20 protein-coding genes and 1 tRNA gene are annotated in these 20,147 nt (G+C 63.7%); 14 read left to right on the top strand and 7 right to left on the bottom strand.

Features of this window, described 5'->3' with window-relative positions:
• Positions 1–123: 123 nt before the first annotated feature.
• Both ACW5IY_RS09910 and ACW5IY_RS09905 read left to right on the top strand, forming a co-directional pair.
• Positions 124–1,287, top strand: a complete 1,164-nt coding sequence (locus ACW5IY_RS09910; RefSeq protein WP_457327173.1) for a two-component system sensor histidine kinase NtrB — start codon at positions 124–126, stop codon at positions 1,285–1,287.
• A complete protein-coding gene (locus tag ACW5IY_RS09905) occupies positions 1,277–1,636 on the top strand; it encodes a response regulator (RefSeq protein WP_010482617.1) in 360 nt (119 codons plus the stop codon). The genes ACW5IY_RS09910 and ACW5IY_RS09905 overlap by 11 nt, the downstream gene beginning before the upstream one ends.
• Positions 1,637–1,667: 31 nt before the next feature.
• On the opposite strand, the gene ACW5IY_RS09900 is transcribed toward ACW5IY_RS09905, so the two are convergent.
• Positions 1,668–2,234, bottom strand: coding sequence for a TetR/AcrR family transcriptional regulator (locus tag ACW5IY_RS09900; protein WP_049486979.1), 567 nt, complete (start codon positions 2,232–2,234; stop codon positions 1,668–1,670).
• 171 nt (positions 2,235–2,405) lie between these two features.
• On the opposite strand from ACW5IY_RS09900, the gene ACW5IY_RS09895 reads away from it, so the two are divergent.
• On the top strand, positions 2,406–3,236 hold the full coding sequence (locus ACW5IY_RS09895; RefSeq protein WP_019338486.1) for a universal stress protein: 831 nt from the start codon (positions 2,406–2,408) through the stop codon (positions 3,234–3,236).
• On the opposite strand, the gene ACW5IY_RS09890 is transcribed toward ACW5IY_RS09895, so the two are convergent.
• Positions 3,184–4,077, bottom strand: a complete 894-nt coding sequence (locus ACW5IY_RS09890) for a helix-turn-helix domain-containing protein (RefSeq protein WP_049436275.1) — start codon at positions 4,075–4,077, stop codon at positions 3,184–3,186. The two genes, ACW5IY_RS09895 and ACW5IY_RS09890, sit on opposite strands and share 53 nt — an antisense overlap.
• A gap of 144 nt (positions 4,078–4,221) precedes the next feature.
• On the opposite strand from ACW5IY_RS09890, the gene ACW5IY_RS09885 reads away from it, so the two are divergent.
• The gene (locus ACW5IY_RS09885) at positions 4,222–4,779 is read left to right on the top strand and encodes a GNAT family N-acetyltransferase (RefSeq protein ID WP_049436276.1); all 558 of its coding nucleotides are present in this window, start codon (positions 4,222–4,224) and stop codon (positions 4,777–4,779) included.
• Between the two features lie 7 nt (positions 4,780–4,786).
• Here ACW5IY_RS09885 and ACW5IY_RS09880 read toward each other — a convergent pair whose 3' ends face one another.
• Positions 4,787–5,251, bottom strand: a complete 465-nt coding sequence (locus ACW5IY_RS09880; RefSeq protein WP_049436278.1) for a GNAT family N-acetyltransferase — start codon at positions 5,249–5,251, stop codon at positions 4,787–4,789.
• Positions 5,252–5,398: 147 nt separating this feature from the next.
• Here ACW5IY_RS09880 and ACW5IY_RS09875 point away from each other — a divergent pair, with 147 nt between their 5' ends.
• The gene (locus tag ACW5IY_RS09875; protein ID WP_049436279.1) at positions 5,399–6,289 is read left to right on the top strand and encodes a dihydrodipicolinate synthase family protein; all 891 of its coding nucleotides are present in this window, start codon (positions 5,399–5,401) and stop codon (positions 6,287–6,289) included.
• Between the two features lie 128 nt (positions 6,290–6,417).
• On the opposite strand, the gene ACW5IY_RS09870 is transcribed toward ACW5IY_RS09875, so the two are convergent.
• Together ACW5IY_RS09870 and ACW5IY_RS09865 are read right to left on the bottom strand one after the other, a co-directional pair.
• Positions 6,418–6,882 (bottom strand): hypothetical protein, encoded by a 465-nt coding sequence (locus tag ACW5IY_RS09870; protein WP_152906243.1) that lies wholly within the window; start codon positions 6,880–6,882, stop codon positions 6,418–6,420.
• 1,859 nt (positions 6,883–8,741) lie between these two features.
• Positions 8,742–8,818: transfer RNA gene (locus ACW5IY_RS09865), tRNA-Arg, on the bottom strand.
• Positions 8,819–8,936: 118 nt separating this feature from the next.
• Here ACW5IY_RS09865 and ACW5IY_RS09860 point away from each other — a divergent pair.
• The 6 genes from ACW5IY_RS09860 (at position 8,937) to ACW5IY_RS09835 (ending at position 14,828) form a co-directional block, all read left to right on the top strand.
• On the top strand, positions 8,937–9,584 hold the full coding sequence (locus ACW5IY_RS09860) for a phosphatase PAP2 family protein (RefSeq protein ID WP_049436340.1): 648 nt from the start codon (positions 8,937–8,939) through the stop codon (positions 9,582–9,584).
• 73 nt (positions 9,585–9,657) lie between these two features.
• A complete protein-coding gene (locus tag ACW5IY_RS09855) occupies positions 9,658–10,008 on the top strand; it encodes a hypothetical protein (protein WP_049436284.1) in 351 nt (116 codons plus the stop codon).
• A 116-nt stretch (positions 10,009–10,124) separates the two neighbouring features.
• The gene (locus tag ACW5IY_RS09850) at positions 10,125–11,198 is read left to right on the top strand and encodes a polysaccharide biosynthesis/export family protein (protein ID WP_019338478.1); all 1,074 of its coding nucleotides are present in this window, start codon (positions 10,125–10,127) and stop codon (positions 11,196–11,198) included.
• Positions 11,199–11,259: 61 nt separating this feature from the next.
• Complete coding sequence (locus tag ACW5IY_RS09845; RefSeq protein ID WP_049436286.1) at positions 11,260–11,883, top strand: YjbF family lipoprotein; 624 nt, start codon at positions 11,260–11,262, stop codon at positions 11,881–11,883.
• A 3-nt stretch (positions 11,884–11,886) separates the two neighbouring features.
• Positions 11,887–12,639, top strand: coding sequence for a capsule biosynthesis GfcC family protein (locus ACW5IY_RS09840; protein WP_049436287.1), 753 nt, complete (start codon positions 11,887–11,889; stop codon positions 12,637–12,639).
• Positions 12,639–14,828 carry a YjbH domain-containing protein gene (locus ACW5IY_RS09835; RefSeq protein ID WP_049436288.1) on the top strand — a complete coding sequence of 730 codons (2,190 nt, stop codon included), beginning with the start codon at positions 12,639–12,641 and terminating at the stop codon, positions 14,826–14,828. Before ACW5IY_RS09840 ends, ACW5IY_RS09835 begins: the two co-directional genes overlap by 1 nt.
• A 66-nt stretch (positions 14,829–14,894) precedes the next feature.
• Here the strand turns inward: ACW5IY_RS09835 and ACW5IY_RS09830 are convergent, their stop codons facing one another.
• Together ACW5IY_RS09830 and ACW5IY_RS09825 are read right to left on the bottom strand one after the other, a co-directional pair.
• Entirely contained in the window at positions 14,895–15,329 is a 435-nt protein-coding gene (locus ACW5IY_RS09830; RefSeq protein ID WP_029550852.1) for a low molecular weight protein-tyrosine-phosphatase, read from the bottom strand.
• 110 nt (positions 15,330–15,439) lie between these two features.
• Entirely contained in the window at positions 15,440–16,774 is a 1,335-nt protein-coding gene (locus ACW5IY_RS09825) for an undecaprenyl-phosphate glucose phosphotransferase (RefSeq protein WP_457327172.1), read from the bottom strand.
• Positions 16,775–17,318: 544 nt separating this feature from the next.
• On the opposite strand from ACW5IY_RS09825, the gene amaB reads away from it, so the two are divergent.
• The 3 genes from amaB to ACW5IY_RS09810 all read left to right on the top strand — a co-directional run bounded on the left by amaB (position 17,319) and on the right by ACW5IY_RS09810 (position 20,146).
• Entirely contained in the window at positions 17,319–18,851 is a 1,533-nt protein-coding gene (amaB, locus tag ACW5IY_RS09820) for an L-piperidine-6-carboxylate dehydrogenase (protein WP_049436290.1), read from the top strand.
• Positions 18,852–18,891: 40 nt separating this feature from the next.
• Entirely contained in the window at positions 18,892–19,701 is an 810-nt protein-coding gene (locus tag ACW5IY_RS09815; RefSeq protein ID WP_197638406.1) for an SDR family NAD(P)-dependent oxidoreductase, read from the top strand.
• 160 nt (positions 19,702–19,861) lie between these two features.
• Positions 19,862–20,146 (top strand): DUF4190 domain-containing protein, encoded by a 285-nt coding sequence (locus ACW5IY_RS09810; protein WP_010484694.1) that lies wholly within the window; start codon positions 19,862–19,864, stop codon positions 20,144–20,146.
• Position 20,147 lies beyond the last annotated feature (1 nt).

Raw genomic sequence — 20,147 nt, 5'->3', positions numbered from 1 at the left:
GGTGATGGTACTCTGTGTCGCATTCAGCCGCACAGGACCATTGGCACGTGCCGCGCCTGCACGCACCCTTCACACTGCACTGCCTAGCTTCACGTCCCTCCCAGGGGTAATGCTCATTTCCACGTGGACGCAGCTGCTTCTACGACGTCCGTGCTGACGGACCCTTCCCGCCAACTGCGACTGCTGATCGACAGCGTGCGCGACCATGCGCTGTACCTGCTTGATCCTGATGGCGTCGTCTGCAGCTGGAACCCGGGTGCCGAGCGCATCAAGGGCTATTCAGCCGATGACGTGGTGGGCACGCACTTTGGCCGTTTCTATCTGGCTGCCGAACGCGAAGCCGGCGAACCGCAGCGCCTGCTCCGCCTCGCGGCGCAACATGGCCATGTCGCCAGTGAAGGTTGGCGGGTTCGCCGTGATGGCTCGTCGTTCCGAGCCAGCGTGGTCATCGAGCCGGTGGTCGAAGCGGGCGAGCTGCTCGGCTTCGTCAAGATCACACGCGACATCACCGAGCAGTGGCAGGCACAGCGGCTGCTGCGCGATGCCCAGCGTGCACTGCGCAATACCCAGCAGTTCGAGACCGTCGGCCGGCTCAGCCGCGGGCTGTCGCACGAGTTCAACAACCTGCTGACCACCATCGGCAACGCGCTGGACCTGCTGTCGCTGCGCGTGAACGGTGACGATGCACGCGCCGCCGAGCTGCTTGATGCGGCGCAGACTGCGACCGATCGTGGTGCGCTGCTGACCCGTCAGCTGTTGGCCTTCAGCACCGGCCAGACCCTGATCCGCGAACCACTGGATATCAATGCGCTGATACGGCAATGGCTGCCGGACCTGCAACGCGCCTGCCCGCCCACGGTGGTGCTGGATGCCCAACTGGCGCCGGGCCTGCCTGCCATCAACACCGATGCGCTGCAGCTGCAGACGGCGCTGGCCAATCTGGTCGCCAATGCCGCGGATGCTACCCTTGAAGGCGGCCGCATCCTGATCGGCACCGCGCTGGAGCATCGCCTCGACCCGGATGCGGACTCCACGCTGCAACGTGGCTATGTCACCCTCAGCGTCTGCGATGAAGGCCACGGCATGGCGGCCGACATCGCCGAACGGGCGACCGAGCCGTTCTTCACCACCAAGGACATCGGCAAAGGCAGCGGCCTGGGCCTGAGCCAGGTGTTCGGATTCACTACCCAGAGCGGCGGCTTCGTCGACGTGTCCACCACGCCCGGTGTCGGCACCACGGTCAGCCTGCTGCTCCCCGCAATGGAGGACCCTGCCGATGACCGATGACCCGATCCGCGTATTGATGGTGGAAGACCAGACCGATCTGCGTGAAATGATCGGCCTGGCCCTGCGCGACCTCGGCATCGACGTGGCCACGACCGCCGACGCGCATGAGGCCGCCGCCCTGCTAAAGGGCGAAGCACGTTTCGACGTGGTGTTCAGCGACGTCAGCATGCCCAACGGCATGTCCGGCATCGAGCTGAGCGAGCATGTGGCGCGCGAACAACCGCAGGCGCGGATGATCCTGTCGTCCGGTTATGCGCGCTCGCAGCTGCCGCCGCTGCCGGAACAGGTGGAGTTCCTGCCCAAGCCGTATCGGCTGCGCCAGCTGGTGCAGTTGTTGAAGCAGGCGTAAGCCACGGCGCCCCGGCCGCAAGCCCCTGCGGTCAATCCTTCATCGCCCCCCGCTGGAACGACGCGAGCAGCGTGGAGGCCGCCGTGGCCGGCGCCAGCCGACCACGTGCGAGTGACCAGGTGATGCCGTAGAAACAGGTCCAGTAGAAGTCCGCGAGCCACACTGCGGTGAAACCGACGTTGAACTCTCCGGCCGCCTGACCACGCAGGAAAAAGGCCTCGAAGCGCTCGCCGATCGGCGCCCAGCGCTCCGGCAGCAGATGCAGGTCGCCCTGGCGCTGCTGCTCTTCCATCATCCGCGCGAACAGCAGCGTCACCAGTTCCCAGTCCGCCAGCAGCGTGGCGGTGACCTGCTCCAGCACGTGGCGTGCATCACCGCCCTCGTCGAACCAGACCGCCGCCGCTTCCAGACGCTCGAAGCCTGCGGCGAACAGTGCTTCGTCTATCGCTTCACGTGTTGGTGCAAACCGATACAGCGTGGCCCGGCTGATGCCTGCCCCCTGCGCCAGTTCGCTGAGCGTGCAGCGCGGATGGCTGACCAGGGTGGCTGCCAGGGCGTGGTGCAGGTCGCGGCGGGTGCGTGCTGCGGCAGGTCGCATGAAAGCGCTGAGGTGTGGGTTCACCCTCACGCTAGCATGAATCATCAATTAATAAACTGAATCACGGATGATTCATCCGAATCACCAATGCGCTAAAACGGGTGTGCGTCCGGTGCGCCCGGGTCGGTGCGCGACAGGGAACGCGTCACAGGCATCGAAGGAGACAACGCCATGCTGCATCCACTACGCGATATCGCTGTACTGTTCGACGCCAGCGACACCGGGAACCGCGTTCTCAACATCGCCGCCCATCTGGCGCAGGCGCAGCAGGCGCATCTGGTCGCAGTCTCCACCGCCCAGCATCCCACCGACATCGCCAACGGCTTCGCGCGCGGCGCCGGCATCGCCGCCGCACTCGACCATGAGGCGCGCGCGGATGCCGCCTGCACCGCACAGCTGATGCAGAACCTGCGTGCCGTGTCCGAGCCGCTGCAGATCAGCACCGAACTGCGCATCGTCTCGGACTATCTGGGCGGCGCCGACCTGGCCCTGCAGTCGCTGTACTGCGACCTGATCATCGCCGGCTATCCGCGCACGCCCGGCGCCCCTTCTGGCTGGCACCCGCTGGGCACGCTGCGCCAGACCGGCGTGCCGATGCTGTTGGTGCCGCCGCATTGGCAAGGCGATCAGGTAGGCCATCGCATTGTGGTGGCCTGGAATGCCAGCAAGCAGGCACGTCGCGCGGTGGCCGATGCGCTGCCCCTGCTCGCACGTGCACAAGCGGTGCACCTGCTGATGGTCGACACGCCCAAGGCCGAGGCCACACCCGGCACAGAGATGGCCCAGCATCTATCGCGGCATGGCGTTGAAGTGGAGATCCAGACGATCAGCTCGAGCCAGGGCGGCGTTGCCGCAGCCATCCGCCAGCACGTACTCGATGCCGACGCAGACCTGCTGGTGCTGGGCCCTTACAGCCGCAGCCGGGTGGTCGAGCGCGTGCTCGGCGGAGTCACCGAGGATCTGCTCGCCGAAGTACCGGCGCCGCTGTTCGTATCACATTAGTGCCACCCTGCCCCGCCCGGCGGTAGCCAGTCAGCGATTGACCGGTATGCCGCCGGAAGTAGCGACACAGGTAGGACGCATCCTCGAAACACAGGCGCTCGGCGATGCGACCGATCGGCAATTCGCTGTAGGTGAGCAGTGCCTTGATCTCCAGCACCACCTGACGGTCGATCAACGCCTTCGGCGTCTCGTCGAAGCACTCGCGGGTCAGCTGCGAAAGATAGAACGGGGTGATGCACAGCGCCTCGGCGTAGGACTGCACGTCACGTTGGCGCGTGCTGCGCTGCCCGACCAGCTCCCAGAAGCTCCAGGCCAGGCGCTCGCGTCGGCTGACCTGCGCGGGCGCCCGCTTCTGCTTCGGCAGCAACGTGGCCATCTTCAGGAAGAAACTCTGCAGCAGATTGCGCAGCATCACGTGGCGATGCCGTCCACCGTTGTGCTGCGCGTCCATCATCAGCTGCAACCATCCCTGCAGCAACGGCACATCCAACGGTGATGGCCGGCAGTGCGGCTGTTCGTGCAGGAACTGGAACAGCGCATTGGGCAACACATAGGCCACCTCCGATGCCAGCGCTTTGGGCATCAGGCAGACCATCGCCAGGAAGCCGCGCGAGCGATGCCGCAGCAGCGCCAGCGTGTCCTCTGCCAGCACCAGCACATCATGACGCTGCACCGCTACTTCACGAAAATTCAGTGCAAAGCGCGCGCGCCCCGAGACGCATACCAGTACCGCCAGATAGGCGTGACCGAACGACAACGGGACGCCCTGCCCTTCGGCCAGCGTACTGACCTCAAGTCGCATGGATTCGTCCTGGTCCAGAAGCTGCGGTACGCGGTCCATGGGCCGATCCGGCTGTATTCCGGGACACAGCATAGCGAGCCTTCGTGCCCTGTTGTGAAAAGTGCCGAAATCATCAAGGTCCAGCCCTGTGCCCGCGATGCTCCGGGGCCTAGTCTGAACGTCCTTTCTTCTTCTGGAATTGCCATGCAGCTGTACACCGAACGCTTGATTCTTCGCCCCTGGCGAGACACCGACGCCGCCGATCTGTACGAGTACGCCCGCGACCCGCGCGTGGGTCCGATCGCCGGTTGGCCGGTGCACACCAGTGTCGAGGAAAGTACCGAAATCATCCGCACCGTCTTCAACCAACCGGAGGTCTACGCTCTGCAGAACCGCGAAGACGGCCGCGCCATCGGCTGTGTCGGCATCCTGATCGGCGCTGACAGCAACTTCGAGATCAGCGACCGCGAAGGCGAGATCGCCTACTGGATCGGCGTACCGTACTGGGGCCGCGGGCTGGTCCCCGAAGCGGTGCGCGAAGTGATGCGGCATGCATTCCTGCAGCTGGAGCTGGAAGCGCTGTGGTGCGGTTACTTCGCTGATAACCTGCAATCGCTCACCGCGCAGAGCAAATGCGGTTTCCAGCATCACCATACCGAAGTGAACAAGTTCAACAGCTTCCTTGGCGACTACCGTACCGAGCACATCAGCCGCATCACCCGGGAGCAATGGTGTGCCCTGCAGGCCGCCACACCGGCTTGAACAGGATTCAGCCCGACGTGCGCTGCATGAACAGAAGTTCCGGCGTTGAGGGCGCTTCAACCTGCTGGAAACCGAGATCGCGGTACAGGGCCACGGCGGCCGTGTTGTCACGATAGACGCGCAGAGTGAGGCGTTGGATACCGCTTTCGCGCAGCGCCTGTGCACTCAAGGACTGAACGAGCAGCCGGCCAAGGCCGCGCCCGCGTGCCAGTGGGGAAACAATGATGCGGCCCAGGTGCGCGGTGCCGGTGCCGGTCATCCAGTACTGGCCGAATCCAACACAAACACCCTGCTCGTCCAGCAGCACCCAGCCCGGGCGCACCTCGAGCTCAAGCACCTGCGCGAACCACTCCGGTGGTAGTGGAAACGGCACACCCGGGCCCGCCCAGCGCTGGGTGGCCCCGGAGGATTCGGGCCAGCTGGCGACGGTGGCGTAGTTCGAAGGCTGGACGGGGCGAAGGCTGGGTTCCATGACATTCATGGTGCGCCATTTGCACCGGGCAAACACGCTGCACGACGGCACTTGAGTTTTGTCATAGGACAATAAACAATTCCACGCGTCCAGCCGCCACGCCCCAGGCGCGGCGGCACCCAGCCCATTCCAGTTCCGGGAGATCCCATGTTCAATGGCCTCAGCGCGTTTCCCCTGACTCCGCTCTCTGAAGCCGGCATCGACTTTCGGGCATTTGCGCAACTGATCGAGCGCCTGGCTGATTCCGGTGTTGATTCAATGGGCGTCCTGGGCTCTACGGGTAGCTACGCCTATCTTGAAAAGCCCGAGCGCAAGCGGGTGCTGCGCGAAGCACTCGCGCATGCCGGGGGCGTACCGGTGATCGCCGGAATCGGTGCACTGCGCACCCGCGATGTGCTGGCACTGGCGCTGGATGCGGAGGATGCAGGTGCTGCAGGCCTGCTGCTCGCCCCCGTGTCTTACCAACCCCTGAAGGATCATGAGGTGCAAGCGCTGTTCGAAACCGTATGCGCAGCGGTGCGCACGCCGATCTGCGTCTACGACAATCCGGGCACCACGCATTTCCGCTTCACCGATGCGTTGCATGGCCGCATCGCCGCATTGCCCAACATCGCTTCGATCAAGATCCCGCGCCTCGCAGATGATCCGGCTGAGGCGGCCGCGCGCGTTGCTGCATTCCGCGCGTGCGTTCCCGCGCATGTGACGCTGGGCGTCAGTGGTGACGCGTCGGCCGTACGTGGACTGCTGGCGGGGTGCGACGGCTGGTATTCGATAACTGCCGGACTGTTCCCCGAGGTTGCGCTGCAGATCGTGCGGGCCGTGGGTAACAGCGATGCCGAAGGTGCCATGGCCCTCTCTGCACGACTGGCGCCGCTGTGGTCGTTGTATGACCGGTTTGGCGGGATTCGCGTCATGGCCTGCGCGGCGGCGCTGCTGGGGTTGTGCGGCGAGGACTGCCTGCCACTGCCGTTGCAGGGGCTGCGGGGCGGCGAGCGCGAGGAGGTGGCGGCGGTGCTGGGTGGGCTGGGGTTGTTGTAGAAGCCGGATAAGTGCGTGGCATGCGGTGGCGGGAACCTCGGTCCGATTCCAACCGCCGACCGGCATCCTCCGGAAGAACAGATAACCCGCCTCACGGCGGGTTGGCAGCTGATCCAAACGCGTGCGTTCTACCTTTTGGAGGCCACTTCTTGAACTACCTCTCGCACCCGCTTTTCATACGCAGTGATGAGCTGCTTCCTCTGGTCTGGCGTTGAGGGTTTCCCGGCATTTCCCGGGCGCGCAGCATATTCCTTCTGGAAATCGCACATGGCTGCGAACACCGCATTGCTCATCTCATCATTCGCAATGGTTGGCGCGGCGGGGCTTCCATCAGGGTTGATGCCGATGTCGAATTTCATCTCGCCCGTATAGCCGCCGAAGCTGTTCTTTGCATTCACAGTTCCGCAAGCGACCGTACCGTCATAGAGTGCGAATACTTGGCGGACCGTGATCCTTGCCGAATCAGGATCCTTCAATGCCTTGCGAACACCCGCCTCAACTGCGGCTCTGATTGCCTCAGTCTTCTCTTTTTCAAGCTCCTCCTCGCTGGGAGAACAGCCAGCGAGACTGCCCATCAACAAGATCATCAGCATCCGATTCCGCATATCCGTTCCTCCATGCGACGAGAACGGATGTTCGCTCAATGTACGCTGTTTTCAGCAGATGCAGCGCGCTTGCGAGAAGCGCCCTGATCTCATCTCATGGCCAACATGTGCGGCATCAGGCAGCCGCGATCGCGGCCTCTTGCAGTGCGTCGAGTCTCTGTGCGGCGGGGATGCGCCGAACCGGCGCCACCAGACGGAACCTGTTCCAACGCCCTGAGTCCGGTAGCCCAGCCCGATTCGAACGGGCGCCCCTCCCCTTAGGGCGGGGATTTCTCTGCGCGTTCAATCAATGGCTTATGAAGTGAATAGGACCGGCTTGGGGCCATTCCGCCCAAGCACTGGGCTGCATCTACTACTGCTCCGCCCTCACCCACGACCCTATCGGCTCCCTTGCCTTGGGCGAGATCACTGCCGGCAGCAGACCGACCTCACGACTACACTGTTGTAGCCTTCTCATGATTGCGTCACAGTTCCGCACTTCCAATGGAGCTGCCGCATGCACGGAATGACTCAACATCTCGGGATGGCAACAGCCGGGATCACACTTCTGCTGCTGGCTGCCTGCACATCCGTTGGCGGCATGCGAAGTACTGGACCTGCAGCAGCTTTCTCGTCCAGTCAGGAGCCCTTGGCTGCCGCTACTTGTGTCCGCGATGCCTGGGGAGAGGTGAGCATCGGAGGATCGCGGTGGCAGTACGTGATTGAGCCCCGTACAGATGGCTACTCCGTATCGACCTCCAATGGCGGGGTCCCGGCGGAGTTTGTTGAGATCACCCCCCAGACTGGAGGCGGGAGCGAGATCAAGTTCTACAGCAAGTTCCTGAAGCGTCGGCAGGCTCGCTACATCGAGGCCGTCACCCTATGTGGTGTCCGCTCGGAGTAGCCCCAGCTCTTGAATGTCGCGAAGGTCGAAGCCTTTTCGATTCACCGCAACACCCAGATGTCGCCCAACTGCCCCCCCCCCCCCCCCGCCAGAGGGAACGGGAGCGGTGCAGAAGGATTGGTTGTTGTGCCTAGGAAGCAAGGCCGGAAGGATACGACCGGCGGTTGCAGATCCTGCGAACGCAGCAACGATCTGCCTGAATCGTTCGGACTGGGCGCCGACGCGTCGCTGCTCACGCGCTCCCGGCGGATTCGTCGAAGCCACTTCGGCCTTGAATTAGGTTAAGGCTCACTCACCGGCATATGTGCCAATTACTATCGTGAAGTAGCACAGCTTGGTTCTTGGAAAACCTCAACGCCAAGCAGGCGCTCGTTCGCGCGGGGACCTTGCTTTTTGGTCGGTCATGCGGACCAGCTTCTTGTAGGAGGTAGTGACCTGGGCGAAGCAGCACACGGCAGCCACCTGGCCGCAGTGCCATTCCGGCTACGTGATGGAGGCCTACCGCGTCAGCCGCGCGGTGAACGCGCCCCGGAACAGCCGCAAAGATCTTTTGCTGCAGATCACCTGGGATTCGCGACACCAAGATGCGAATTGTTCTCTGAAAGGCTCGCGAAAGCCCGGGACCATACCTTTGCCCCTTCGCAGTACAACACAAGCAGCAGAACGCTGTTCGCGCATCAGTCTTTGCATGGGGGCAACGTGGCGAGCTTGAGTTGGTTCGACGGCATAGTCCTCGGCTTCTTGCTCGGCGTCGCTGCAAGCACAATTGCCGCATTCCTCGCCCTCCGCGACAAAAGTCGGGATGAATGACCACAGTGCAAGCTGCGGGCCGCCTGAAATGGGTGGAGGCCCACACCACCCGCGCAGCGAACTTCCGCGCAGAGCCCGCATTCCGCACCTGTGGGAGCAACTGCCGCTTCAAGACACCCTGCAAGCTCGCCAAATGTCGCAATCCATTGATTTATGGTGACCCCGGCCCGATTCGAACGGGCGACCTTCCCCTTAGGAGGGGGACGCTCTATCCAGCTGAGCTACGGGGCCATTGGCAGCGGGAAAGGATACCTCGTCTGGCTGAATGGACCAAGCGCGGGGCGTTCTGCAGGACGTCCAGCACCAGTATTCTGTGCACATCCACCCGCTGCACTTATACCGTCGCCGCATGATGACCTTCTGGGAGAGCCTGTCTGCGCTCGGCGACAGCCGCGCCTTGTTTCCGCTTGCCACTGTACTCGCCTTGTTCCTGCCAACCTCTCACCGCCACCTGCTGTGGCGCTGGGCAACGGCAATCATTGTAGTCGCCGCGACCACGCTGGCGAGCAAGATCGCCTTCATGGGCTGGGGTTTCGGCTTGGAGTATCTGAATTTCACCGGCATCTCCGGGCACGCCGCCATGTCCAGCACGCTCTATCCCGTAGCCTTCTGGCTGCTGGCCAGCGGCCGCAGTCGCCACCTTCGGGCCTGGGCCGTCGCGGGCGCAGGGCTAGCACTTGCGATCGGCTGCTCTCGACTGCCATTGCGAGCCCACTCTCCATCCGAGATCATCATAGGAATCAGCCTCGGCGTGGCTGCGTCGGCCTGGGTGCTGCGTGACGGGCAGACGCTGGGCTATATCCTGGCCGTGCATGGCCGCGCCGCGTTGCTGGCCATTGCCGCCGCAATGACCACACCGATATTGCTCGCAGACCTGCACACCCATGACCTCGTGAAGGCCGCGGCGAAGACACTGTCCGGTCGCGCGCAAGCGTTCGAACGCCAGGATCTACGTGGCCATTCGTCACCTGTCAAAGGCCATCATTGGGCACAGTAATCATAAATCTTGACAGCAGGGGTTCATCCGCAGAACATGTGAAAGGAATTTTCCCTGACGGAGCAGGCCTCCCATGTTCAAGAAGACGATCGCAGTTGTGGCACTGGCGGCCCTGTCCGCCTCCCCGATGATGAGTTTCGCGCAGGAAGCGCAGGCTACGGCTGGCTCTGGGGCTACCGCGACTGAAGTCGCAGGCGCAGAAGCTGCAGGCATCTCGTCGGCTGCCGTGGTCGGCACCACCGTGATTGCAGTCGCGGCGGCGGCTGTTGCTTACAGCATCGGCGGCGACAGCACCAGCGGCAGCAATGACGGCGGCAGCGGCACCGATCCGGGCGGCCCGGGTCCGGGCGGCCCAGGCACGGGTGGCACCGGCGGTACGGGCGGCACCGGTGGTACGGGCGGCACCGGCGGCACCGGCGGCTGATCAGCGCACCGCGTACCACTCAGGCCCTCGCCGGGCGCGGCCCGGCGGGGGTTTTTTATGCCTGCCAGACTCTCATTCCCATGAATAACATCACCCCTCGCCTTCTTGCCGCTGCGTTGACCGCACTGGCACTGTCCAGCTGTGCGCTTGCGCCGGGACAGCACCTGCGCCGCAGCGACGTCGCCGTTGACCGCAAGAGCGGCGATGGTCAGCTGGAAATCGTCACCATCACGCCGAAGCTGATCGCGCAGGAAAACGCCGCGCGTACGCAGAATTCACTGCCGGCTGCATTGTTCGATTACCAGCCGGCACCGTACACGGTCGGCGCCGGCGACATTCTCTATGTCACCGTGTGGGATCACCCGGAACTGACCGTGCCGGCCGGTCCCCAGCAGCAAGGTGCTCTGGCAGGGCGCCTTGTGCAGAGTGACGGCACGATGTTCTACCCATACATCGGCAAGGTCACAGCTTCAGGCAAGACGCCGATGCAGCTCCGCGAGGAGATCAGCACCCGCCTGGCCAAGTACGTGGAATCGCCCCAAGTGGACGTATCCGTCCTCACCTATGGCAGCCAGCGGGTCTGGGTGACAGGCGCTGCCCAGCGATCCTCACCGATTGCTCTGGGCACCTCGCCGCTGACGCTGGCGGATGCGATCAGCCAGTCCGGACTGGACAACCAGCAGGCCGACTTGTCCGGCATCCAGCTCAGCCGGGAAGGCACCACTTACACGATCAATCTGGAAACCCTGGCCCGCGAGTTTGGCGGCCGCCAATTGCTCCTCAAGGATGGCGACTCCATCTTCGTCCCTTATCTGGATCGCAAAGAGATCTTCGTGGTGGGCGAAGTCAATCAGCCTGGCGCCTACAGCTTCCGTACGGGCGACGTCTCGCTGAACCAGGCACTGGGCCGTGCTCGCGGCCTGCTTCAACAGACCGCAAACGGCAACGCCGTGTATGTCATCCGCGGCAGCACGGACCTGCAGCAGGAGCCGTCGATGGTCTATCAGCTGGAGGCGCGCTCGCCGACCGCATTTGCTGCCGGCAGCCAGTTCCATCTGCAGCCGGGCGACGTGGTATTTGTCGGCGCAGCCGGCGTCAGCCGTTGGAACCGCTTCGTAAATCAGCTGCTGCCCTTCACCAATATCCTGTACAACGCGGCGCGTACCGGAACCGAAATCAAGGACAACTGACATGGCTCGCATGGATGCGGCTTGCCACTGCCCAGCACATCGGGCCCACGGCGCGGTGTTGATGGTCATCGTCGCCGCCCTGCTGCTCACCGGGTGCACCACCGGCAGCCGTTCCACAGTGGACACCTTCCGGCTGATCACCCATCGCCCGGCACAGGCGACCGCAGAAGGCGTGGCCAACAACCGCTTCCCACAGATGCAGGTAGAAACTCCTGACCTCACCGCAGTGGCGGTGTTGGGCTACATCGATGGAGGCCGCCAGCAGTGGTTCGCAGGCTCACATGCGGTGTTCGAAATGGACGCTCACGGCCTGCTGCTGGGTGGCAGCGGCCAGGGGCAGCAATGGCGTGCGCGTATCGATGGCCCTTCGCCGTTCGACGACCTGCGTACAGTGACCGCGCCCGTTACGGTGCAACGCCGCTATGACTGGGTTCCCGCCTACCAGGTCGACGTCGCCGTGACCGGCACACTGAGCAGGGGCGCACTGGAGCAGGTAGACATACTGGGTTCGCGTCGAACCCTGCAGCGGTTCGACGAGCGGCTACAGGGCGGCGGAATGAGTGGCCGCAATGTCTACTGGGCAGATCCGGTCACGGGCTTCATCTGGAAAAGCCGACAGCATCTGGCACCCGGCCGCGTCGCAGAACTGACCCAGCTCAAACCCTATCGCACGGCCAAGGATTGAGCCATGACGTTCAGATTTCCCAACCCGGCAATCCTTGCCGCGCTGTTTGCTGCCACTGGCGTCCAGGCCGCGCAGATACATATTGAAGGTGCCGCAGAAGCAGCCGGGGAGTACGAGCTGAGCGCTGGCGCCCGTCTGGCCGACGGGCTACTGCTAGCCCGCCCAAACACCGACGCCTACCTCCTGGGGACAAGCCTCGAACGGCCACACGCCCTGAAGGCCCAAGTGCGGCTGCGCGCAGGGCTGCAGTATGGCGCCGGGCAGCTGGCAGAGTCTGCCGACGCACAGGTGGTCACGCTCGCGCAGGCATTGCAGACCTGGCTGGAGACACATCCGGCCACCGGCCGGACACCCATCACCGGCCCCGCCCGACTGATCCAGGTCCAGCCCGCGAACAACCCGGTACTAGCCACAGGCGATAGGCTGCGGTTCCCACTGCAGCCACGCACGATCACCGTCATGGGCGCAGTGGAGCAGGAATGCGAGCTGCCGCACGTCCCGCAGCGCGATGCACGCGACTATCTGCGTGACTGTCATCCCAGTCCTCTTGCCGACCGCAACGATATTTACGTGATTCAACCCGACGGGCGAATCCAGCAGTTGGGTATCGGCCTGTGGAACCGCGCAGATCCCCAGGCTGTCGCGCCTGGAGGTACGGTCTTCGTGCCCGTACGTGCGTCCCTCATCAAGCATATCGACCCGCTGTTCAACAGCGATTTCGCCACGTTCATCGCCACCCAGCCCATCAATCCGTGATGACCCAGCCCTGCCTGCGCGCGCACCCGGTGCGCCCCGCCCGTTTCGCACTGAGCGCGCTCGCCTTGTCGCTGTCCTGCGCGCTGCATGCACAGGAGGCGCCGCCACCCACCGCCAACGAATGGGGCGGGATCGGCCTGTTGCAGACGCCTACCGCGCGCATGGCAAGCGACGGAGACCTGAGCTTTACGGCGTCATACAACGCTCCGTACGCCCGCTATAACCTGACCATGCAGCCATTCCCATGGCTGGAGGCGTCATTCCGCTACATCAATGTCAATAACTTACTGTACGGGCCCAGCGTTGCAGGCGATCAGCATTACAAGGACAAGTCGATCGACTTCAAACTGCGCCTATGGCAGGAATCACGCCTGCTGCCGGAGCTGGCCTTTGGTGTGCGCGATCTGGGTGGCACTGGATTCTTTTCCAGCGAATACCTGGTTGCCAACAAGAATTTCGGTCCGATCGATGCGTCGATCGGACTTGCCACCGGCTACATTGGCAACCGCGGCGACTTCTCCAATCCACTCGGCGCTATCGATGATCGCTTCAAGGACCGCCGCTCCATTGCCAACAGTGACATCACCCAGTCCGGCAAGTTCGGCCTGAGCAACATGTTCAAGGGGCCAGTTGGCGTTTTTGGCGGCATCACCTACCAGACGCCGATGGATGAGCTGCTGCTCAAAGTCGAATACGACGGCAACGACTACCGCCGCGAACCCCGCAACAACAACCTGCGCCAGCGCACGCCCGTCAACGTGGGCCTGGTCTATGTGCCAAACCGCAATGTAGAGCTGACTGCAGCCTGGGAGCGCGGCGACGCGGCGATGTTCTCGCTCACCCTGCGTGGCAACCCGGGCAATGCGCCTGCTGCACCGAAGCCGTTCGACCCGCCACCGCAGCGACTGCTGCCCGAGACGGCCGCCGTCGATCAGCGCGCATCAGTTGCCAACAGCGACGCTTCTGGTGCCGCACCTGGCACCAGCACCGATTGGGCAGCGATCAGCACCGAGCTGCAGCGCAATGCCGGCTTCCGTGTCGAACGCATTTCGCGCCGCGGCGACGAACTGTATGTCGACGGTTACCAGACCCGCTACCTGCATGCCGCCAAGGGCCTGGGACGCGCCACGCGCATTCTTGCCAACGCGACCGGCGATGACTACAACTGGTTCACCCTGCGTACCACCCGCGTGGGCATGCCGATCGCCGATCTGTCGATCAACCGCGAAGCGTTCGCGGGATACCTGGATGGCACCGTCAGCGAAGACGTACTGCGACGGAGCACGGAACTGCAGGCGCCTGACGCGCGCGCGCGCGAAACGCTTTACACACCCAAGCGCAACCCGTTCGGCGGCGGCTTCAACATCGGCTACCGGCAGAACCTTGGTGGCCCCGATGGCTTCATTCTCTACCAGGTCGCAGCCAACTATACGGGCAGCCTGTTCCTGCGCGACAACATCTGGCTGACCGGCACCATCAGTGCCGATGTCACCAACAACTACCACAAGTTCAAGTACAACGCCCCAAGCCGCCTGCCGCGTGTACGTACCGACATCCGCCAGTACCTGACCACCTCCGACATCATGCTGCCCAACCTGCAGGCCAACATCGCCGGGCGGCTGGCACCGGACCTGTATGGCATCGCCTACGCAGGCTACCTGGAGTGGATGTATGCTGGCGTCGGCGGCGAACTGCTGTATCGCCCAAGCGGCGAGCGCTGGGCGATTGGCGCAAATCTCAACCGGGTGCAACAGCGCGACTATGACCAGCACTGGGGCCTTCGTGACTACCGCGTCACCACCGGCCACGCCACGTTCTATTACGCCTTCGACGCCCGTGAACGCATCATCGGCTCGCTATCGGTCGGCCAGTATCTGGCCGGCGACAAGGGCGCCACTCTGGACCTGGCCCGCGTATTCGACAACGGCGTGACAATGGGCGCGTATGCGACCAAGACCAATGTCTCGGCGCGCGACTTCGGTGAGGGCAGCTTCGACAAGGGCATCTACTTCAGCATTCCGCTCGATGGATTCCTGCCACGCTCCACGCGTGGCCGTGCGGCCTTCAATTGGAACCCGCTGATCCGCGATGGTGGCGCCATGCTCGGCCGCAAGTACGGCCTGTACGGCATGACTGGTGATCGCGACGAGCGCTTCTTCTACGACAATCTGCGTAACGTCGGGGAATGACAAAAGCCGGGAGCCTGACGGCTCCCGGCCATTCGTCTGCAGCGCAACTTCAAAGAGCTTGTGCAATCAAAGGTAACGCACCCAGCTCTTCACCCCCTCATCCATCAGCGTGTAGACGTGCTCGAATGCAGCACGCTGCTGGCGATAGGGATCGGGAATCTCGCGATCGGACTGCCACTTTCCCAGCAGGAAGGTCTTGCCCGACGCCTCCGGCGCGATTTCGATGATGCGATGGACATGCTTGCGCTCCATCACCAGCACCAGATCCGAAGCTGCCAGGATGCCGCGGTCGATCTGCCGCGCACGATGGCTGCTGCCATCCAGGCCATGCTCGGTCAACAGCGCCTGCGCGGTGGCATCCACACCATGATTGACCAGGGCCCCCAGCCCGGCCGAGGACACCGTGATGCCCCTGCCGCTCACAGCCTCACGCAGCATCACTTCCGCCGACGGACTACGGCAGATGTTGCCGACACACACAACCAGAATATTCTTGAACACGGACAACGGCTTCCATCAATTCTTCAATACATGGCACGCAACACCTGGCCGCCCCTACAGACCGGGCACTTCCATCCGAGCGTGCCGCCACATGCCGGCAGCAGCCTCGCCTAGTATGCCGATTTCTGGCCCAGCACTTTGAAGGCCGTCATCAAAATGATCCGTACGTCCAGCGTCGGACTCCAGCGCCGGATGTAATCAATGTCGTACTGGACCCGCTTCTTCATCGAGCGCAACTCCGGTGTCTCACCACGCAATCCGTGGACCTGCGCCCAGCCGGTAATCCCCGGCTTCACATAGTGGCGATGCATGTAGCGCTCGATCACACGCTCGTAGTGATTGTTATGCTGAATCGCGTGCGGTCGCGGCCCAACCACCGACATGTTACCGCCCAGCACATTGAAGAACTGTGGCAGCTCATCCAGGCTGCTGCGACGCAGGAACGCACCGAACCGGGTCACTCGCGGATCACCGCGCGTCGCCTGGGTGATCTGCCCGGCGCCCTCTGCATGTACGCGCATGGAGCGGAACTTGAGCATCCAGAATTCCTTTCCGCCCAGTCCATGGCGCTTCTGGCGGAACAGCACCGGCCCCGGAGAACTCAGCTTCACACCAATGGCCAACACGGCGAACAAAGGCGCCAGCAGGATTACTGCCACGCCTGCAACCATGATGTCCTCGACGCGCTTGAACAAGCGGAATCGATGATCAACCAAGCCTTGGCGTACACCGATCATCGGCACATCACCCACCTGGTGCACACCAGGGTTCAGCGCCCCAAGGCCCGTGGTATCAGGAATCAGACGCACAGGCACCGGAAAACGCTCGATCTGCTTAAGCATGTCCTTGATGGCGCCAGCATGCCCCATCGGCAGAGACACCCATACCTGATCGAATTCGCCGCGGTGCTGATCCATGTACTGCGGGACGTCTTCCAGTCGCCCCAGCCTGCACGGCGCGTCCCCTCCGCGGCGGGTGGCGATATCGCCCGCACTGGCAAAGTAGCCGATGACGTCCTTGCCAAGCTCTGGCTTCCCGCGCAGCAGGCGATGCAGCCTCAAAGCGGGAGCCCTTAGCCCAACCAGCAGGATGCGCTCGTGGTCCATTCCGCGCGAGCGCAGGCGATGCAACTGCACTCTCAGCAATACGCGCAGCGCCGCCATCGATGCCAGACCAAAGGCGTACCAGCCAATCAGCCATGTCGAGGGCACCACGTCGGCAAGCCCAACCAGCACGACGTAGAGCGAAAACAGCGCAAAGGTGGCAGACCACGCCAGCAACAGCAGCCAGAGGTCAGCGAGCAGCCCCCGGATGCGCCAGTTCCGATACAGCGGCGCCACGGAGAAACACACGATGGCGCTGAGAATCACCGCGCCAAACACGATTCGCTGGGAGGAGTCCGGCGCAGCTGCTCCATACAACACGATATGGGAAAGCACTGCCATGCCTGGCAGTAGCAACATGTCGCCCAGGCGTAGCCCCAACTCCAAGGCAGCCCGGGCTTCGACGCGGCGGCGGCCAGCCCGGGCCCGCTCTGCGGAAAGGTCTTCTACTGATCCCTGTAGCAACGCACTTCTCCATTTTCGGCTCGACGGGACGCGGAATTGTCTGCGTCCACGTGCGCGGACTCCCCAGCCAGCACGGAATCGTCGAGGTTGTGTCAATCAAATGTGGAGGAATTGTGGATGAAGTCTGGGCCAAAAGATAGGAATTCCGACTGGGCACAGGCTCGGACGAATGCCATGAAATCACCCCATCCAATTGAAAATATTGACAATTTCCAATGTGTCAATTTGCATCAACATGCGTCATTTAGCGTCAATAAATGAACGTCATTGCGCACTTCATGTCGGTTCACTGGCGCTCAACCCACCCCGCACCGCACCAAAGCCCAACCACCACCCTCTGCTACCATCGGCGGTTCTGTTCATCGCGTCCCCCACCTGCCCGCGATGGCGCCAAACAACGTAACGAAACACAGGAGTCTGCATGTCTTCCGAGCTGCTCAAGTCCCTTGGCCTGGACGCGATCAACGCTGGCACGTACCTGGGCAACGGGGAGTGGTCGAGCGCGACCAGTGGTGAGCTGATCACCCCGGTCAACCCGACCACCGGCGAGCCGATCGCACAGGTCCGCGCGACCACCGAGGCCGAGTACGAGACCGTCGTCGCCCGCGCCCAGGAAGCCTTCAAGATCTGGCGCACCACGCCGGCCCCGCGCCGCGGTGAAGCCGTGCGCCTGTGCGGTGAAGCACTGCGCAAGCACAAGGATGCGCTGGGTTCGCTGGTCGCCCTGGAAATGGGCAAGAGCAAGCCGGAAGGCGACGGCGAAGTGCAGGAGATGATCGACATCGCCGATTTCGCCGTTGGCCAGAGCCGCATGCTGTACGGCTACACCATGCATTCCGAGCGCCCCGGCCACCGCATGTACGAGCAGTACCACCCGCTGGGCCTGGTCGGCATCATCTCTGCCTTCAACTTCCCGGTGGCGGTGTGGAGCTGGAACTCGTTCCTGGCCGCCATCTGCGGCGACGTCTGCATCTGGAAGCCGTCCAACAAGACGCCGCTGACCGCCATCGCCTCACTGAAGATCTGCAACGACGCCCTGCGCGAAGCCGGTTTCCCGGACATCTTCTTCCTGATCAACGATGCCGGCACCGCGCTGTCGGAGAAGATGGTCGATGACCGTCGCGTGCCGCTGATCAGCTTCACCGGCTCGACCCAGGTCGGCCGCACCGTCAACGAAAAGGTCGCACGCCGCCTCGGCCGCTGCCTGCTGGAACTGGGTGGCAATAACGCCATCATCCTGGACGAAACCGCCGACCTGAAGCTGGCCGTGCCGGGCATCGTGTTCGGCGCCGTCGGTACCGCCGGCCAGCGCTGCACCACCACCCGCCGCCTGATCGTGCACCGCTCGATCTACGCCGACGTGCTGGCTACCCTGGTCAAGGCCTACAAGCAGGTTGAAGGCAAGATCGGCGACCCGACCGATGCCGCCAACCTGATGGGCCCGCTGAACAGCGACGGCGCCGTGCAGCAGTTCCTCGATGCCATCGCCCAGGCCAAGGCCGCCGGCGGCACCATCGAGACCGGCGGCACCCGCATCGACCGCGCCGGCAACTTCGTACTGCCGGCGATCGTTTCGGGCCTGAAGAACAGCGATGCCGTGGTCCAGCACGAGACCTTTGCGCCGATCCTGTACGTGATGCCGTACGACAGCCTCGACGAAGCCATCGACATGCAGAACGGCGTGCCGCAGGGCCTGTCCTCGTCGATCTTCACCCAGAACCTGAAGACCGCCGAGAAGTTCCTGTCGGCCGCCGGCAGCGACTGCGGCATCGCCAACATCAACATCGGCACGTCCGGTGCGGAAATCGGCGGCGCCTTCGGTGGCGAGAAGGACACCGGCGGTGGCCGCGAGTCCGGTTCGGATGCGTGGAAGGTCTACATGCGCCGCCAGACCAACACCATCAACTATTCGGATTCGCTGCCGCTGGCCCAGGGCATCAAGTTCGACCTGTAACGCTTTCTGTAGTGCCGGGCCATGCTCGGCAGGATGTGCCATGAACACCGCAGGAAATGCAGCCGAGCATGGCTCGGCTCTACAGGGTGGCAAGCCGGTGATTGATTTCACCGGCCGCCGCGTGCTCATCGCCGGTGGCAGCAAGGGCATTGGCCGTGAGATGGCGCTGGCATTTGCCGGCGCCGGAGCGCAGGTATCAGTCTGCGCGCGAGGCCAGGCCGGCCTGGATGCCCTGCGTGCCGATGCGCAGGCGCAGGGCATCGGGCTGCACGCCTTCGCTGCCGATCTGGGCGAAGCCAACCAGATCCAAGCCTGGCTGCAGTCCGCCGCCGATGCGCTCGGCGGTATCGACGTGCTGGTCAACAACGCCACCGGCTACGGCATGGCGGATGACGAAGAGGGCTGGGCCGCCAGCCTGCAGATCGACCTGATGGCGGCGGTGCGGGCCTCGCGCCTGGCACTGCCGTGGCTGCGCGCATCCAGCGATGCCTGCATCCTCAACCTGTCCTCGATCGCCGCACAGCAGCCGCGTCCCGGTGGCGCGCCCTACGCTGCCGCCAAGGCCGCGCTGTCGCACTACACCACCTCGCAGGCACTGGCGCTGGCCAAGGACCGGATCCGGGTCAATGCTATCGCCCCGGGCTCGATCGAATTCGATGACGGTCTGTGGGACCGCCGCCGCACCGAAGATCCTGCGCTGTACCACGGCACCCTGGCGAAGATCCCGTTCGGCCGCTTCGGCCACCCGCGCGAGATCGCCGACGCTGCCCTGTTCCTGTGCTCGCCGCTGGCGCGCTGGATTACCGGGCACGTACTCAATGTGGACGGCGGCCAGGTGTTGATGGGCTGAATTTGTAGAGCCGAGCCCATGCTCGGCTTGCGCGCAAAGCGCGGTCCATACCGCATCGGCCCAGAGTTCAGCCGAGCATGGGCTCGGCTCTACAGGGCACTGCCCATGGGATTGCCCGGGCAGAGGCACTATCATGTGCACACTGCCAAGGAGGACCCCGATGAGCGTGGCACCCCGACAGACAAGCGCCCTGGCCGTGGTCAGCCTGGTCATGGGCATCGCCAGCTGGACCGTCCTGCCCTTCGTGGCCAGCATCGTGGCCATCATCACCGGCCACATGGCCCGCGCCGAGATCCGCCGCCGCCCGCATGAACTGGAAGGCGATGGCCTGGCCGTCACCGGCCTGGTGCTGGGCTGGGTGATGGTCGGCGCCGTGATCGCCGCCATCCTGGTCTTCATCCTGTTCTTCGGCGGCCTGGCCTGGCTCGCCGCGATGTCGAACTGAT

Source organism: Stenotrophomonas sp. C-A, assembly GCF_054030835.1.
This window is presented reverse-complemented; position numbering and strand designations above follow the sequence as displayed.

Bases quoted from the DNA above. Each gene is read 5' to 3' on its own strand.
- ACW5IY_RS09905 (WP_010482617.1), top strand. From the start codon at position 1,277: ATGACCGATGACCCGATCCGCGTATTGATGGTGGAAGACCAGACCGAT.
- ACW5IY_RS09900 (WP_049486979.1), bottom strand. From the start codon at position 2,234: ATGCGACCTGCCGCAGCACGCACCCGCCGCGACCTGCACCACGCCCTG.
- ACW5IY_RS09895 (WP_019338486.1), top strand. From the start codon at position 2,406: ATGCTGCATCCACTACGCGATATCGCTGTACTGTTCGACGCCAGCGAC.
- ACW5IY_RS09890 (WP_049436275.1), bottom strand. From the start codon at position 4,077: ATGGACCGCGTACCGCAGCTTCTGGACCAGGACGAATCCATGCGACTT.
- ACW5IY_RS09885 (WP_049436276.1), top strand. From the start codon at position 4,222: ATGCAGCTGTACACCGAACGCTTGATTCTTCGCCCCTGGCGAGACACC.
- ACW5IY_RS09880 (WP_049436278.1), bottom strand. From the start codon at position 5,251: ATGGAACCCAGCCTTCGCCCCGTCCAGCCTTCGAACTACGCCACCGTC.
- ACW5IY_RS09875 (WP_049436279.1), top strand. From the start codon at position 5,399: ATGTTCAATGGCCTCAGCGCGTTTCCCCTGACTCCGCTCTCTGAAGCC.
- ACW5IY_RS09870 (WP_152906243.1), bottom strand. From the start codon at position 6,882: ATGCTGATGATCTTGTTGATGGGCAGTCTCGCTGGCTGTTCTCCCAGC.
- ACW5IY_RS09860 (WP_049436340.1), top strand. From the start codon at position 8,937: ATGATGACCTTCTGGGAGAGCCTGTCTGCGCTCGGCGACAGCCGCGCC.
- ACW5IY_RS09855 (WP_049436284.1), top strand. From the start codon at position 9,658: ATGTTCAAGAAGACGATCGCAGTTGTGGCACTGGCGGCCCTGTCCGCC.
- ACW5IY_RS09845 (WP_049436286.1), top strand. From the start codon at position 11,260: ATGGTCATCGTCGCCGCCCTGCTGCTCACCGGGTGCACCACCGGCAGC.
- ACW5IY_RS09840 (WP_049436287.1), top strand. From the start codon at position 11,887: ATGACGTTCAGATTTCCCAACCCGGCAATCCTTGCCGCGCTGTTTGCT.
- ACW5IY_RS09835 (WP_049436288.1), top strand. From the start codon at position 12,639: ATGACCCAGCCCTGCCTGCGCGCGCACCCGGTGCGCCCCGCCCGTTTC.
- ACW5IY_RS09825 (WP_457327172.1), bottom strand. From the start codon at position 16,774: ATGGCAGTGCTTTCCCATATCGTGTTGTATGGAGCAGCTGCGCCGGAC.
- amaB (WP_049436290.1), top strand. From the start codon at position 17,319: ATGTCTTCCGAGCTGCTCAAGTCCCTTGGCCTGGACGCGATCAACGCT.
- ACW5IY_RS09815 (WP_197638406.1), top strand. From the start codon at position 18,892: ATGAACACCGCAGGAAATGCAGCCGAGCATGGCTCGGCTCTACAGGGT.
- ACW5IY_RS09810 (WP_010484694.1), top strand. From the start codon at position 19,862: ATGAGCGTGGCACCCCGACAGACAAGCGCCCTGGCCGTGGTCAGCCTG.